Annotated in this window: 17 protein-coding genes; 7 read left to right on the top strand and 10 right to left on the bottom strand. The window is 42.3% G+C overall.

The genetic code is table 11. The features are described from left to right. Positions 1-20: 20 nt before the first annotated feature. Entirely contained in the window at positions 21-1319 is a 1299-nt protein-coding gene (locus tag BuS5_RS03425; protein ID WP_027354129.1) for a CBS domain-containing protein, read from the bottom strand. 88 nt (positions 1320-1407) lie between these two features. On the opposite strand from BuS5_RS03425, the gene BuS5_RS03420 reads away from it, so the two are divergent. From BuS5_RS03420 to BuS5_RS03405, 4 genes are all read left to right on the top strand, one after another. After that, on the top strand, positions 1408-2052 hold the full coding sequence (locus tag BuS5_RS03420; RefSeq protein ID WP_027354128.1) for a 7-carboxy-7-deazaguanine synthase QueE: 645 nt from the start codon (positions 1408-1410) through the stop codon (positions 2050-2052). A gap of 142 nt (positions 2053-2194) precedes the next feature. Continuing rightward, the gene (locus BuS5_RS03415) at positions 2195-2332 is read left to right on the top strand and encodes a hypothetical protein (RefSeq protein ID WP_232223068.1); all 138 of its coding nucleotides are present in this window, start codon (positions 2195-2197) and stop codon (positions 2330-2332) included. 76 nt (positions 2333-2408) lie between these two features. Continuing rightward, positions 2409-3587, top strand: coding sequence for an FprA family A-type flavoprotein (locus BuS5_RS03410; RefSeq protein WP_027354127.1), 1179 nt, complete (start codon positions 2409-2411; stop codon positions 3585-3587). Positions 3588-3718: 131 nt separating this feature from the next. After that, the gene (locus BuS5_RS03405; protein WP_027354126.1) at positions 3719-4741 is read left to right on the top strand and encodes a hypothetical protein; all 1023 of its coding nucleotides are present in this window, start codon (positions 3719-3721) and stop codon (positions 4739-4741) included. A gap of 78 nt (positions 4742-4819) precedes the next feature. Here BuS5_RS03405 and BuS5_RS03400 read toward each other — a convergent pair whose 3' ends face one another. After that, positions 4820-5398 (bottom strand): hypothetical protein, encoded by a 579-nt coding sequence (locus BuS5_RS03400; protein ID WP_027354125.1) that lies wholly within the window; start codon positions 5396-5398, stop codon positions 4820-4822. Next, positions 5395-5976: a DUF2092 domain-containing protein gene (locus tag BuS5_RS03395; protein WP_084446021.1), complete on the bottom strand. Its 582-nt coding sequence runs from the start codon at positions 5974-5976 to the stop codon at positions 5395-5397. Before BuS5_RS03395 ends, BuS5_RS03400 begins: the two co-directional genes overlap by 4 nt. 656 nt (positions 5977-6632) lie before the next feature. On the opposite strand from BuS5_RS03395, the gene BuS5_RS03390 reads away from it, so the two are divergent. Genes BuS5_RS03390 through BuS5_RS03380 form a run of 3 tightly spaced genes read left to right on the top strand, consistent with a single transcriptional unit; the run spans position 6633 to position 9087 of the window. Further along, entirely contained in the window at positions 6633-6983 is a 351-nt protein-coding gene (locus tag BuS5_RS03390; protein ID WP_027354124.1) for a helix-turn-helix domain-containing protein, read from the top strand. After that, complete coding sequence (locus tag BuS5_RS03385) at positions 6980-8284, top strand: type II toxin-antitoxin system HipA family toxin (protein WP_027354123.1); 1305 nt, start codon at positions 6980-6982, stop codon at positions 8282-8284. The genes BuS5_RS03390 and BuS5_RS03385 overlap by 4 nt, the downstream gene beginning before the upstream one ends. Beyond that, the gene (locus BuS5_RS03380; protein ID WP_157487404.1) at positions 8239-9087 is read left to right on the top strand and encodes a TIGR02757 family protein; all 849 of its coding nucleotides are present in this window, start codon (positions 8239-8241) and stop codon (positions 9085-9087) included. The genes BuS5_RS03385 and BuS5_RS03380 overlap by 46 nt, the downstream gene beginning before the upstream one ends. Here the strand turns inward: BuS5_RS03380 and BuS5_RS03375 are convergent. The 7 genes from BuS5_RS03375 to BuS5_RS03345 all read right to left on the bottom strand — a co-directional run bounded on the left by BuS5_RS03375 (position 9028) and on the right by BuS5_RS03345 (position 15204). Continuing rightward, positions 9028-9363, bottom strand: a complete 336-nt coding sequence (locus BuS5_RS03375) for an S-adenosylmethionine decarboxylase family protein (RefSeq protein WP_051374822.1) — start codon at positions 9361-9363, stop codon at positions 9028-9030. The two genes, BuS5_RS03380 and BuS5_RS03375, sit on opposite strands and share 60 nt — an antisense overlap. Positions 9364-9420: 57 nt before the next feature. Beyond that, positions 9421-10098, bottom strand: coding sequence for a PspA/IM30 family protein (locus BuS5_RS03370; RefSeq protein ID WP_027354121.1), 678 nt, complete (start codon positions 10096-10098; stop codon positions 9421-9423). A 15-nt stretch (positions 10099-10113) separates the two neighbouring features. After that, positions 10114-10524 carry a hypothetical protein gene (locus BuS5_RS03365; protein ID WP_027354120.1) on the bottom strand — a complete coding sequence of 137 codons (411 nt, stop codon included), beginning with the start codon at positions 10522-10524 and terminating at the stop codon, positions 10114-10116. A 65-nt stretch (positions 10525-10589) separates the two neighbouring features. Further along, positions 10590-11396 carry a hypothetical protein gene (locus tag BuS5_RS03360; protein WP_027354119.1) on the bottom strand — a complete coding sequence of 269 codons (807 nt, stop codon included), beginning with the start codon at positions 11394-11396 and terminating at the stop codon, positions 10590-10592. Positions 11397-11530: 134 nt separating this feature from the next. After that, positions 11531-12406: a DUF350 domain-containing protein gene (locus BuS5_RS03355; RefSeq protein WP_027354118.1), complete on the bottom strand. Its 876-nt coding sequence runs from the start codon at positions 12404-12406 to the stop codon at positions 11531-11533. Positions 12407-12436: 30 nt separating this feature from the next. Beyond that, positions 12437-13318 carry a hypothetical protein gene (locus BuS5_RS03350; protein ID WP_027354117.1) on the bottom strand — a complete coding sequence of 294 codons (882 nt, stop codon included), beginning with the start codon at positions 13316-13318 and terminating at the stop codon, positions 12437-12439. 200 nt (positions 13319-13518) lie between these two features. Then, on the bottom strand, positions 13519-15204 hold the full coding sequence (locus tag BuS5_RS03345) for a polyamine aminopropyltransferase (RefSeq protein WP_084446018.1): 1686 nt from the start codon (positions 15202-15204) through the stop codon (positions 13519-13521). Positions 15205-15321 lie beyond the last annotated feature (117 nt).

The following is a 15321-nucleotide window of genomic DNA, read 5'->3' as shown; positions in this document are numbered from 1 at the left end:
TATGCATCCTTTTTGAGCCCTTAGTCCGGCAGGAGATCATAAAAATATAACATAACATCAGACCTTGTAATAATACCGATGATCTGCCCATTCTCCATAACAGGCAGCCGCCCTATGTCATGTTTCACCATCAACTTTGCTGCTTTCATAATACTTTTGCCGGGCTCCACTGCAATAACATTAGTACTCATAAAAGCCCTGATCGGCGCATCCAGCTGTGAATCTTTCCTGAGTTTCTTAAAATCACGGCGCGACAATATCCCAACCAGTTTATCTTCATGAACAACAGGAATCCCGGTATACTCCTTTTCTCTGAGCGCATCCTCAGCCTTTCGCATGCTTTCATCGGAAGATAAAGTAAAAACCGGAAACGACATAAGATCGCTTATATGTACAGAAGACCGCTGATCACCCTCTATCAGGTCTGTAATCATTTCCTCGACAGCATCGGGTTTTAATGTTCTGACAACGGCCGAACCGGCTCCTTTATGTCCGCCGCCGCCAATACTCTGCATAATGCGGCCGATATTAATGCCGTCAATATTGCTGCGGCCTATTACAATGCACATGCCTCTCTCCCGGTTAAGAAAGATACCGAAAGCAGCATCGACATTCAATAACTCCCTGCACATCCGGACAACAACGGCCAGCCCCTCCACATGACCGCTTACATCAACTTTGTTAAAACATATGCTATAGCCATTAACCTTGATTCTCTTTGCAGATCTTATCATCTCAAACAGAATTTCTTTCTGCCTCACGCCGTATGCCGGGCTTAAAAACGAAGAGACAACATTCAAATCCGCCCCGCTCTCAAGGAAATACGCGGCGGCATAAACATCTTCCACCCTGGTGGAATGAAAGGTAAGATTACCTGTATCTTCATACAGGCCGGCCATGAAAAGAGTTGCATGAATGGGAGAAAAAATTTTTTTTTCTTTTTTAAGACTGCGCGCCATCAACGTAATGTTGGCGCCCATCTCCTCATGGCATTTCCAGCCTGGAATAATATTACCGGCCGCCTGATGATGATCCCACAAAATAATTTCAAGACCATCCTTATCGACAAGCGCCTCCATGCCCTCCAGACGGCTCCAGTCATTAATATCCACGACAACAAGGCTGTCCACCTTCTCCAAATCAATTTCTTTGGAAGTGTATATCCTGAAAAGGTCCTTATGAATGGATATAAATCTTTTTACATTCGGGTTTACATTTTTAGGGAGCACCGGAATTGCATCAGGATAGATAATAGTTGCCGCAATCAGAGAAGCAAGTGCATCAAAATCAGTATTTTTGTGTGTAGTCACTATACGCATATTTCAGTTTACTAAAAAAAAGTCTGCTGATATAAAAAATAATTAACTTTTATATTTTATCAACCATGAATTCTTACAAAAACAGATTATGGCCCTTTTAGTCAATGAAATTTTTTTCAGCATCCAGGGGGAATCTTTATTCAGCGGCCTGGCAACTGTTTTTGTACGGCTTAGCGGCTGCAATTTAAAATGTCCATACTGTGATACAAAATACGCATGGCAGGAAGGCAAAACAATCGACACGGATGAGATAGTTAAACGTGTCTCATCTTATAAATGCGGCCTTGTGGAAATAACCGGCGGAGAGCCGCTGCTGCAGGATGAAACCCCCAGGTTAATATATATCCTCCTGGAAAAAGGTTATAAAGTATTGTTGGAGACAAACGGAAGCATCGATATCAAGATTGTGGATGACCGGTGTATAAAAATTGTCGACATAAAATGCCCTGCCAGCGGTGAATCAGACAAAAATAACATGATAAATCTGAAAAGACTTACATGCAACGACCAGGTAAAATTTGTAATAACAGATCGCCATGATTATGATTATGCAAAAAAAATTATCAAATTAATCAAAACCGATTTTCCAAAAGGAAATATTCTGTTCTCACCTGTTACCGGTTTACTCCCGCTCGAAAGACTCGCCGGCTGGATGCTGCAGGACAATCTGCAGGTCAGGCTTCACATACAACTGCACAAATTCATCTGGCCGGGCAGGGAACGGGGGGTATAGGAGTAAAAGGAGGGAAGCCGGTGAAAAGATCGGATCAACAGGATGCAAAGCCTGTCACAACAAATAAGGAGGTAAAAGGGGAAATTTTAAGCAGGCATCCCATATTGAACAGGTTCTGTTTCAAATGTACATGAAACACCGGATGAGAACCTATCAGGGTGTTTTTCATGCGAATCCTGATTATACCTACTGGTATGGATGGGCAATGATGACCAAGGATTTAACAGAGATCAAAGACCTTGCTCAAATAATGCGGGCAACTCACAAGGCTGGGAAATAAAAAGCCGGGGGCATTTACAATGTAGGGGCGATCCTTGTGGTCGCCCTGATTCAGGCGAATATAAGGAGGCACTGCCATGAAAGCAAGAAAAATAAAAGACCGTATTTACTGGATGGGTTCTGTGGATTGGGACAGGCGTCTATTTGACGCTCTTGTACCTCTTCCGGACGGAACAAGCTATAACGCGTATCTCATTGAGGGGAGTGAAAAGACCGTTCTGATAGATACAGTTGATTTGCCCATGGCTGATGAACTTATGGCACAGCTTGAGGGCGTCTCACGAATCGATTACGTCATCTCGCAGCACGCGGAGCAGGACCACTCCGGGACAATCCCGCAGGTTCTTGAACAATTTCCTGATGCAAAATTAATATCAACCCCCAAAGCAAAGGGCTTACTCATAGACCTTCTGCAAATACCCGAAGACGTTTTCATAACCGTCAAGGACGGTGAAACTTTATCTCTCGGTGACAAGACCTTGAAATTTATTTACGCCCCCTGGGTTCATTGGCCTGAGACCATGGTAACCTATCTTGAAGAAGACAAGATTCTATTTAGTTGTGATTTTTTCGGGTCGCATATCGCAACAACCGATCTTTATGTTACTGATGAAGGGCGCGTTTATGAGGCAGCAAAACGCTATTATGCCGAAATTATGATGCCTTTCCGGAGCATAATTAAAAAAAATCTGGAGAAACTCGCGCCTTACGATGTAGAAATGATAGCCCCCAGCCATGGGCAGTTATATCCCCGTCCATCATTTATTATTGATGCCTACCGTGACTGGATCACAGGTTCTCTTAGGAATACAGTGGTTCTCCCTTACATATCCATGCACGAAAGCACAAAGAAGATGGTCGATTATCTTGTTTCAGCCCTTGTGGAGAGGGGCGTCAGGGTAGAGCAGTTCAACCTGGGCGTAACCGATATAGGCAAACTCGCCATGGCCCTGGTTGACGCGGCAACAATTGTTATCGGAACTCCCACAATTTTAGCAGGGCCCCACCCTTACGCAGCGTCCGGAGCCTTTCTGGCAAATGCACTGCGGCCAAAGACAAAGTTTCTTTCCATTATAGGTTCATATGGTTGGGGAGGCAAGACCGTAGAAACACTGGCGGGAATGATTCCCAATCTCAAGGTAGAGGTCATAGACCCGGTCCTTTGCAAGGGAGTGCCTTCAGAGGATGTTTTTAAGGCGTTGGATGACCTCGCTGCCACTATTGCGGAAAAGCATAAAGAGCACAACTTTACTTAGGGTTCGATCAAATAGACCGGCTGTGAAGGACTGCCATGGCTTTAACTTTGCTTTCTTATACGATTTTGATTATCAGGCAGTCAATCGAATTTTGGGTCTGGACGAGATAAAGTTGGAGAATACGGGGAAAAATGTCAATTCCAGGTAATCTTTTAACAACCGCCATGGCGGTAATGCCGCATACGGATGCGGAACATGCGCTTAAAACGGCTTTATCCATGGATGTCCCGTTTTGGCCACAGTTGCCGAACCTTTGCTATTATGAAGATATGTACGTTCAGGCAGCCGAGCACTTTCCGGGTATCCTGCTTGATGTGAATAATCGTACCCTGAAGTTTTCGATGGACAAATTCATTATGGAACTGGAAGAAACCATGGCCCATTTTGATGATCCTTCCTGGTTTGATATCAGCGAAAGCTACTCCAGCGTATATCATCGGTTTTTAGCCATGGATTTGTCGGACAGACCTGCCATCCGGGGACAGCTTGAAGGACCGATCAGTTTTGGTTTCAATATCCTGGATCAGGATGAACGTCCTATCCTTTTTGAGGACACAGTACGTTCGTTTATGCTCGAATTTATGGCTAAAAGAATCAATGTCCAACTCAACAGACTGAAAGCCCTTAATCAAAATGCATTTATGTTTGTCGATGAACCCGGCCTTCAGTATCTTTTTTCCGCCATGTCAGGCTATAATGATATCAAAGCCAAAAAAGAACTCGACATTTTTTTTTCAATGGTTGAGCGACCGCGCGGCATCCATCTTTGCGGTAACCCGGACTGGGATTTTCTATTGGGCCTGGATCTTGATATCCTTTCTCTTGATATTTACACAAACGCGGAAGTATTCTCATCGTATGCCCCATCGATTAAGCGTTTCCTGAATAGCGGTGGTGTTATTGTATGGGGAATTATTCCCACAGGTTTTGAATCCTTTGAAAAAGAGAACATAAATTTATTGGCGGCTCAATTGGAAAATGTATGGCACATTTTGGCAAAAAAAGGGATTGATATTCACCATATGTTGAAACAAAGTATGCTTTCGCCCGCCACCTGCTGTCTTGTTAATCCGGACAAAGAAAAAACCGTGGAAAAAGCTTTTTCCAGTGTGCAACAACTTTCAGGAATGCTTCGTGAGAAATATGGCATTTAGTGCCTTACACTTTGAACCTTGTCAAAAAAACAAGAAAAGTTTGGGTGCATTACGCGTTTTCTCGTTCCCTGTCGTCCATCAATGACCTGCCGGCGCCGGTACAACAGTATACGTTACCTTGCTGCCGGAATAGCCCCTTTTATACCAGGTAGAGTTGCAATTATAATATGAAACCCCATTAACGGTTATTACCGTTGACGTACATGGCAGGGTCGTGATGTAAGTTACCGTTGTACCCCCGTAATACCCGTAACCCCCCCCGTGATAATAATATCCATCCCAGTTATCTTCAGCAAAGTCCTGCCTGTCTTCTTGACGCTCTCTTCTTGCGTTCTGAATATCTTCCCGGCGTTGATCCCGCCATTCCTGACGATCGTCCAGATTGTTTCGCAGACTATCCTTTTCCAGATAGCCCTGCCCAGTACTCGCTCCCTTTCGCTTTTGTTTCCTATCACGGGAAACCGGGCGGGTTTTCTGAATGGATCGACCTGAGAATCCTCCACCACGGGCTATACCGCCACGTGAAAAGGATTTTCCACCGCCGCGCCTTCCGCCGCCGCCTCTGCGACCACGGGCATCAACCTCACCAACAAAAAAAACAACAATAAGTAAGGCAATACCGAAAACAACGGCATTTGATTTCAGATTCAGGATCATCGTACACCTCCATGGGTTTTGTTCGTTATGTCCGATTCAGTTACCGGAAGGAAAGTGGGTATTTTTTCGGCACCTTTTGGTGGTGTGAAGATAAAAGTATCATCAGAAATCTTTGGTGCCGAATTCCAATCCGAAAAATCACCCCGGAACTGAGGCTGTTTCGGTGCTTTTTTGTATGTTATTACGATACGTTTGGGTAACATATCTTTGGCAATCCAGACCTGGTAGTCTATGTCTTTCGTTTGGCCAACAATATGATCGGTAGGCGCTGTACCCAGAATATCGTGTTCTTCATAATCAATGTTAGTGCTCAATTTCTGAATTTCTGACGGGAAGGTTGAGAGAAGCATCCGAGCCAGAGGCACACGTATACCCATTTTGGCAACAGAGTAGCGAATTGCCGCATCCACGTCGCCGGGATAATCAGTTTGTGAATAAACGTTCTCGGATGCATTAAACAGCGTAATCGTTTTGCCGTCGAATATCAGCAGACTTTTATCGCCGTCGCTTTGCAGAGCTTCAACCCGCAGATGGTTCGGTCGCTTGATCGTTATCTTACGTATCTCGCTGAACTCAATTTTTTATCCTGACTTCTGTACAGTATCATAGCTCATGTGAAGAGTTACACTGAATTGGTTTGTCTCCCCCAGTTTTTTTGCCATATCAAAAAGCTGTGATTCCGTGTCAGCCGCAAAGGCACTCCCTGCAACCAGGCAGAGTACAATCACACAGATAGATAGATAAATACCGTTTTTTATAATTCATTCAGTTTATCTCCCAAAATATGTGCAAATTAATAAGGTGGATGTATCGCTATTCAGCGTGGATTAAAAAAGTTACAATAAACATTATTTACGCTCACCATAAAAAAATATAATTTGTTGTTAATGAATTAGAATCATATGGTGGACCCAGATGTCAAAGCACAGTGTATCCTAATTTTAAGCGTCAATTTAGGATTGACAGACCTTGGCTATAGCGCTCATGTTTTTTACAACCTAAAATTGACCCACCTCATAAAAATAATATTTGTAGTTGGTCAATAGGCATCATGCACTTCTATCTTCGTGGTCGGGTATTAACCAAGTTACCTTTATCGTCATTAATTACGAATTATAGGTAATTATATCATTATATAGTCATGTGTGACGATTAAATAAAAAAAAGCTTGCATATCGTTAAGAATGGCGATATATATACTACATGTTAGCATAATTCGATATGGGTGACGACTATGTTTAACTTTAAAACAATGACGGATGATGCTGTTCTTGAAGAGCTTGGCAGGCGGCTTGAACGTCGACGGATTGATCTTAAGCTAACACAAGCGAAATTAGCCGAGCAGGCCGGTGTGTCCAAGAGAACGCTTGAACGGATGGAAGCCGGGGCTGTGACGCAAACGCGGAACCTCATTCGTATCCTTCGGATGCTCGATCTCCTGCAGGGTTTCGAGCAACTGATTCCTGTGACCGGCCCAAGCCCCATGGACCTGCTTAAATTTAAAGGAAAGGAGCGAAAGCGCGCCTCGTCAAGCAGCGCCGTGAAACAGTCCCCTAAAACCTGGTCCTGGGGTGATGACTCATGAGTCAGGTTGCCGAAGTTAAACTCTGGGAGCGTACAATAGGAGCGCTATCTCTTGAAGAAGGTAAGGAGGTGGCCGATTTTGAGTATGATCCGGCTTTTGCCGGCAGCGGGATTGAGATAGCGCCTCTGACAATGCCCCTTGCTAATAGAGTTTATTCCTTTCCTGAATTATCCAGAATGACTTTTCGCGGACTCCCGGGATTGATAGCTGATTCGTTGCCGGACAGATTCGGCCATGCTCTCATTGATGTCTGGCTGGCCACTCGCGGACAACCACCGGAATCGTTTAATGCCGTTGAACGTCTCTGCTATATTGGCAGAAGGGGAATGGGTGCCCTGGAGTTTGAGCCCGCCATAGGACCGAAAGCCCGCAAGTCCACCCGCGTTCAAGTCGATAAACTCGTTGAGCTCGCATCGGAAATTCTGACACATCGCAAAAATCTGAAGGTATCCTTTGCCGGCAAAAAAAAGGAACGGGCCCTAAGAGAAATTCTGAAAGTCGGTACCTCGGCAGGCGGCGCAAGGGCAAAGGCTGTAATTGCCTGGAATCCATTAACCAATGAAGTGCGATCCGGTCAGATCCCGGCGGGTGAAGGTTTTGAGTATTGGTTGCTTAAATTTGATGGTGTTAAGGGCAACAAGGATAAAGAAATCGAGGACCCAAAAGGGTATGGGGTAATTGAATATACCTATTACAAGATGGCAACCGATGCCGGAATAACCATGAGTGAATGCCGGCTATTCGAAGAGAACAACAGGCGGCATTTCATGACCAGGCGCTTTGATCGACTCGACAACGGGGAAAAGTTACATATGCAGTCTCTATGTGCGCTGGCGCATTACGATTTCAATATGGCCGGGGCCTATGCCTACGAGCAGGCGCTGCTCGTCATCAGGCAACTGGGTCTGCCTATGAGTGCGATTGAGGAACAGTTTCGCAGGATGGCCTTCAACATCATTTCGCGGAACCAGGACGATCATGTGAAAAATATAGCCTTCCTGATGGATAAATCAGGAAAATGGTCGCTTTCTCCGGCCTTTGACATCACTTACAGCTTTAATCCTTCCGGCAAATGGACAGTTAGCCACCAGATGACGATGAACGGCAAGCGCGATAACTTTAGAATGGAAGACTTCAAAGCATGCGCCATGGTTGCCTCGATGAAGCGGGGACGCGCCGAGACGATTGTTAACGAGGTGCTTAAAACAGTATCGCGCTGGAGAGATTATGCAGATGAAGCCGGAGTTTCCCCTTTATGGCGAGACGGGATTCAACAGACACTTCGCCTGAAAATATTATGACCCGAACCCTGTTAATAAATAAGCCACAGCTTGAGCATCTCTATGAGCTCTATAACTCCCGTAAATGGGTCCATCCCGACCCCCTTGAATTCCTTTATAATTACCCTGATTCAAGAGATGTTGAGGTTGTCGGCCTTATAGCATCGGCCCTGGCCTATGGCAGGGTGGCCCAGATTCTGAAAAGCGTTTCAGTTGTTCTTGAAAAAATGGGATCGTCCCCGTATGATTTCCTGCTGTCGCTCACGCCCTCATCCCTGATGCGTATTTATTCGGGTTTTAAGCACCGTTTTACTACAGGCGATGATCTTGTCCGGATGCTTATCGGCGCACGATCTGTGATTAAGCAGTACGGTTCTCTTTATAACTGTTTTTTTTCCGGTTTCAGCGATCAGGATGATACCATTTTCAATGGGCTTTCTTTTCTGGTAAAGGAACTTGTAAAAAAGTATGATGGACAAAAAAACAGCCTTTTGGCTTTACCCGGGAAGGGCAGCGCATGCAAGAGATGGAATCTTTACCTTCGGTGGATGGTAAGAAATGACCGGGTGGACCCCGGGGAATGGGCCGGGATAAGCCCCTCCAGGCTCATTATCCCCTTGGATACCCACATGCATCGAATATGTCTTTTAATGGGATTGACAAAACGTAAAAATGCGGACATGCGAACTGCCCTGGAGATAACCGGGGCATTCAGGAAAATCGAACCTAAAGACCCGGTCCGCTATGATTTTGCCCTTACACGTTTAGGAATTAGAGACGATGCCGACCTTGACGCCTTCCTGACACAAGCTTCTCACTATTAGAGATTTTTTAAGCATATTCATAAAAATATCGTATTTTTTTTTATTACAACTGCTTAACTGAATATAGGCTTGTTTTTTTTCAGGAAAGGTATGAATCGCAAAATGGCTGTCGCTGAGAAGCCAAATTGCTGTATAACCATGCGGAATAAAAGTATGATCAATAAAATTGAGTATAGTAAAGCCACTCTTTTTCAAAAGCACATCAAATATCTCTTGAAGCGCTTTTGAATCTGAAGAATTAAGCCATGATGAAAATTCAAAAATCTCCGGTTTCATAATTTTTTATATTGCGATCAAAACAGCAAAAGCTGTCTTGATCGTATAGTTATAATTTTATTGCAACTTTGCTTTCAATGCCGCAAGCTTATCCTGTACCGATTGCCCGGCAACACCATCTCCGAGATCTTGAAACTCTTTTTCCAGGGAGTCGCCGGTAGCTTCATCTGCAATCTCTTCCGCCGCTGCCGCTTCATAGGAAACTCGTTCTGCCTTGGCTTTCATTCGGTCAATTAAATCAGTTGTTTTGTTTGTCCCAATCTTCGCTTTTGCTTCGTATATCTCTTTCTTGGCTTGAGCTGCTTTACTCTGGGCTATGATAATATCTTTATTCCTTTTTAGATCTGCCAGCTCATCCTCCATTTGCCGGATACTGCTTTTAAGCTTCTCAATTTCAGACCGTTGCATTTCCCACTGTGGTTTCAGGGACCCGGCTTTTTGCTCATGCTCTTCACTACGGACCAGGGCTTTGGTAGCAAGATCCTCTCTTCCGGCTTGTAAAGCTGCCGATGCTTTTTGCTCCCAGATATTTTTATTTTCCTGCTCCCGATCAAGGAGAGCTTTAGTTTGTCTTTCAGTCGCTATAACCCCTTGAACGCTTTTTTTAACATCACCAATACGTTTTTGCTGATCACGAATTGCCTGCTCAAGCATAACTTCCGGTTTTTCCAGTCCGTCAATTGTTTTATTTATACTAGCCTGACCTATTTTAAATATTCTTCGAAAAATACTCATTAGTCAACTCCTTCTTTATTTTATAAATTCAGACAATAGTCCTTCTACCTTATCAACAGCTATCTCAAACGCATCAAATACGGATAAAAGTTCATTGCGGTCTATATTACTGAATTCACGGCTCTCAACCAGAACCAAACGAGGATCTAATCCTTCCGTTGTATCGATACCAATACTCACAGGTAGAATTTCAGTATTTAAATCAAGCAGTTTAAAATAACAACTTTCAGAACCCAAATCTTTTATCCCGCCAAGATCAATTGAAAAATAGATAGTATTATCTTGCCTGTTTAAATAAACAGACTGCTCATGAGACCGGTTTACCTTGAGAATATTCTCTGATACTTTTTCAACAAAAAAATCATTATCATTAAGAAAATCTTCCAGGGTGGAATAACGAAGATCACGAATAAGAATATTTTGCATTGGATTAATCTCCTTTTATAATTGATACTTGGTTTACATTGTAAGGAACGTGAATGAAATAATGTTTAAATAAAAAGAATTAATGCCCACAGTGGACTTATATACATTGGTTGGCAATAATATTCGTACACTTCAGTTTCTATATTTGCGACACCATAGCCATCATCAAAATCATCATTTTCCTGTTTTTCCTGTTTTTCCTGATGCAATTCCTGTTCCTGTTTATGCAGAGCAAGATTTATTTCAGCCCCCTGGATAATCACATCTTCTAAAACCATATTACCATCGACAAGGTCTCCATATTCATCTTCATAAGCAAGATCGGAGGCGTTCAAGGCTGTATTGCATACCTCCAGGATATCATCCCAGATTGACCCGAGCAGGAGATCAAACTGCCAGCCCTCCCCCCTGTTGCCGAACTGTCCCTCGTGCAGGAAACTCATAAAGACAATTTCAACAGGATTCAATTTTTTGTAAAGCGCAACTGCAACACGCAGATCCTCCCAACGTTCATCGTTTATATATTTATTCCATTGCTGCGCATCAGTAATATTAAAATATTCTTCAAATGCAAAAACACCCTCTTCAAGGTCAACAGCACAATAAATATCAAATATTTTTAAAAATTCGGAATATCGTTGCATAAAGCGTCTGAGAATCTCCTTACCTTTATCCGTCGGAGCATAAAACTCCTGGTTTTCAACGGAAAGGTAGCGTTTCATCATCATATATTCCAAAACAGGTTCGAGATCAATATCCTTCTCTTCAAGATAAAGCGGTATTATGACCTTTTCGTTTACCATAACGTTAAGTAAATAAGCCGCCGCAAACTGTTTTTTTTGTTCTTCCGATACTGTAAATGAATTTGCCATATACAATGTCTTCCTCACGCATAGACTCTAAAATAATGCTTTTGGGAAGGCCAGGGGGCGTAGGGGTTCAAAATCTTGAACCCTTACCCCGACGACCAATAACGCAGTGAAATTATTTATGTGACAATCTATATCTATGCAAAACTTGCATTAATCAGTAATGCAAGCATAATCGCCGAGCCGCCTTCGATCAGAGCTACTCCCCAGTTTCTGTCAAGACAGATTTCATCATCAAGCCTGTGCCTGGGAAGAATAATCTTATCGACAATAAAACGTGAGATGATAATCAAAACCATACCATTGACAAACCATACAAAGAATGCAGGAATCGAATTTGTTATCATAATTGAATGGGACATTAAAATTCCGATAGCCACCAGTGTTGCACCAAAACTGACACCGGCAGCTATGTTATCTTTTTCTATTTGATCATGAAGATCATATACAGTAATTTTTTGATAAATTATACTGAAAACAAGAAACCCCAATTGCCCAACTATAAAGAATATGACCGTTCCACATAAATCAGAAAAAAACCCTTCGGATTCTCCGGCAATAATTGCCTTTAAAATAAAAGCAGTCCCGATATAACTTCCAAACTGGACCACACCCATGCCGATATTTTTGTCGTCAATAATCTCTTTACGGTTGCTGAATTTACTTAAAATCAATTTATCATTAATATATCGGGAGAGGTTAAGCAAAAGAATTCCGATTAAACTCCATAATATTATTAAACCAAGATCAATCACAAGGCTTGATGCCTCAGGCCCCTGCAAGATCTCTAAAACAATAATCCCCTGGGCCATTAAATAGCCCACATAAGAAACAGCAAGGGCTTTATTGTCCCTGCCGGTCAGTTCATTATCAATGCTGTAACTGGTAAATAAGTCATTAATCAGTTTTCCAAACCATAATACAATAAAAACAACAAAAAAATATGCCAGCCCTTCAAAGTGGATGCAATTAAGCGCATCTGCAATGGATAGATATTCTGAAATAAAGTCCATTGTTCTTCTCCTTAACGTAAAAATATAAATTTATTTCCCGCGGCCGCCATAGCTCCTTCCGGAAGAGAAACCTCTGGCAGAGTATGAGCTACGCGTCGTACTTCCTCCAAATAAGGATGTGTTTGTGCGGCCAAATCCGCCCGAGCCGACTTTCCTGGCAACATTTCTGGCCCGGAATTGCTTTTGGGTTCTGGTTGGTTGCGACAGGCCTTTTTTGATGCCTTGATTTGCAGATTTGCCCCGGTTGGGATTCGACAAGCTGCTTTTACTTTCGGCGGAGTTTGCAGATAAAGGGGTAACCGTACTGTTGCGCGTTATATTTCTTGTTCGTGCTCTATAAGTATTTCGTTCCACCGGTCGGTGATAACCATAATACGATGGGTAGTAGCCATGGTGCCAGGGAGAAAAGTAAAAAGGATGGGGACTCATCAGATAACTCCAGAGTAGGAAGGTGGAGATCGGATGATAAGAGTGATAATAGTGATTCTGTCCGTAGACCTGTTGGTTGCCTCTGGTAACTATGTCGGCATTTTCACCGCTTTTTTTAATTTCAATTTCAGCGATTTCCTGCTCTTCGCCATTGTCGAGCTTTACGGTAAATGAAAATCCATGTGCATCTTTTTTGTTGCCATACTCCGTTACATTAATAAAATCGACTTCATCATTTTCGTCAAGATCAAGGTTATTTATACCGCCGGGTTGATTCAATTTATTTTCAATATCTTCAGCGCTTTCCCCATTTTTAACTAATTCCGTCAACGCCTTGAGATCAAGCCCCTCTTTTGCCTGGGAATCAACTGTTAGATTGATATTATCATTGGCCGCATCCCTTTGGGAAGAGCCGGAATCGATTCCTTTCATAGCCCAGATAAAGACAAAAACAACAAGGATTGGAATAAAATATTTTTTCATTTTTCGGCATCCTTTATTTTTAGTTTACATTTACTTTGCATAAAAAATTGGATTTCACCGCGGAGAACGCAGAGTTCGCTGAGATATTACATTAAAAAATAAGCAGTTTCTCTGCGGTGAAAAGACCGGTTCTAACATGGGAAAAAGTGTTAACTACTTTTACATCTCAGTGAAAGACGCCCATTTTTCTATCCTTTCCGTTACTCATTTTCTTTTAATTCTTGAATGTAGTATTTGTAAATAACATTATTTAACATGGTATTTATTTTTATATCTGCATTATTAAAATGAATATTTTTTCCAAAAGACAAACTTGCTTTGATTAATTGCGGTGTAAGGTATTGCGTTTCAACAAAAAGCGAGTCAATCGACTGAAGCGCATGCTTAAGCCGGTTTTCCGACATAAAATCTTTTTTACAACCAAGCCACCATCCCCATTCCCCAAAAGAAGGAACATTTTCATGGATAGGAACTGTTGAAAATTTTGCGCTTTTGATGGTTTTACCAATACAGATGAATGCCTTTTGAGTAAAAAAGGGTGATGAAGATTGCTGTACAAAAATACCATTTCGGGACAATTTATTATATATTTTTTCGTAAAAACCTTTTGAGTATAATTTTGAAAGTTCTAAAGAGTTCGGATCAGGGAAATCTATAATTATAACATCAAAAAGCCCAGGCGCCTGTTCAATAAATTTGGCCGCATCCATATTGATAATAGATATTTCAGGCCCTGGAGTAAACTCCTGCAACAAGGGGCGGGCACGATTTTGTATGGGAACCTCTTTTTTTTTACCTGATTTAATCGCCCTGTTTTTTATAACACTGACTTTAGCATGCTGCAAACTTCCTTGATTTAAAGAAGCAAGATAGGGATTGTTTATTGCAATATCCGTCATTTCAGGATCAATATCAACCAAGGTAATAGATCTAACCTCTTTATATTTTAAAATTTCCCGTACCGCAAGCCCGTCACCACCGCCAAGGACAAGAATCCGTTTTCGTTTTTGTGCTGCGTGCATGGCCGGATGAACAAGAAATTCATGATAGATATATTCATCATTGCTATGGAATTGCAAATGTCCGTTAATATAGCAGGCAATATCTCCTGAGAAATGCTGTGTTAAAACAATATGTTGATAGACTGTCGTTTTGCTATACACTATCGGGTCAAGAAAAAGCCTCTGCTCTGCGCAGGCTGTCCAGGCCGGTGCATTACAAAAACCATACCCTAATGCCACGACACTTACTATTGCAGAGCCGGCCAGGATAAATTTTTTTGAAGCATTTTTTACAAAATAGAGCAGCGCAATACCTGCAACTATATTGTTAATAATGCCTATAATGAATCCTGTTTGAATTATAGTAAAAAATCGGGTCAGAACAAAAATCCAGGATAGGGCGCCGAGGAATGCTCCAATATAATCCATCCTCAGAATACCACCGATATTCAACCTTAGCTGTGGGGTATAACGCTCATTAATGCGCGCCAGAACAGGTATTTCCAGGCCGATCAGTATTCCCGTAACAGTTGACAGTCCATATTGGGCCAGCGCAAAATAATCCCGGCCGGCCCCAAAAACAAATAAAAGAAATATTGGTCCGAATCCTCCGATTAAACTGAGAATAATCTCAAAAAAAATAAAGCTGTCAAAAATATGTTTATCCTTGATGTACTTTTGGATATCGGAACCGATCCCCATGCAGAACATCATTAATCCAATAATAACGGCCCACTGTTGAACCGAGTTTCCCAGGAGATCGGAAGCAATTTTACTAAACGTATATTCATAGGCAATTCCACAACCGCCCATGAGGAAGGTAATGATATAAATTGCTGCCCGTCCGAATGACAGATCTGATTTCACCATCGAATTTATGTTCATTTCTTCTTTCTATCAGTCGTTTTTACTCGTCTTTTTTAATATCGGCTTTAAGATAATGATTTTGGGAAGGCCAGAGGGAGGAAGGCGTATTGTAATACTCCGACGACCGATAACGCA

The organism is Desulfosarcina sp. BuS5 (assembly GCF_028752835.1).
Lineage (GTDB): Bacteria > Desulfobacterota > Desulfobacteria > Desulfobacterales > BuS5 > BuS5.
Note: the sequence above shows the minus strand (reverse complement) of the source record. Positions and strands in the feature narration are given on the sequence as shown.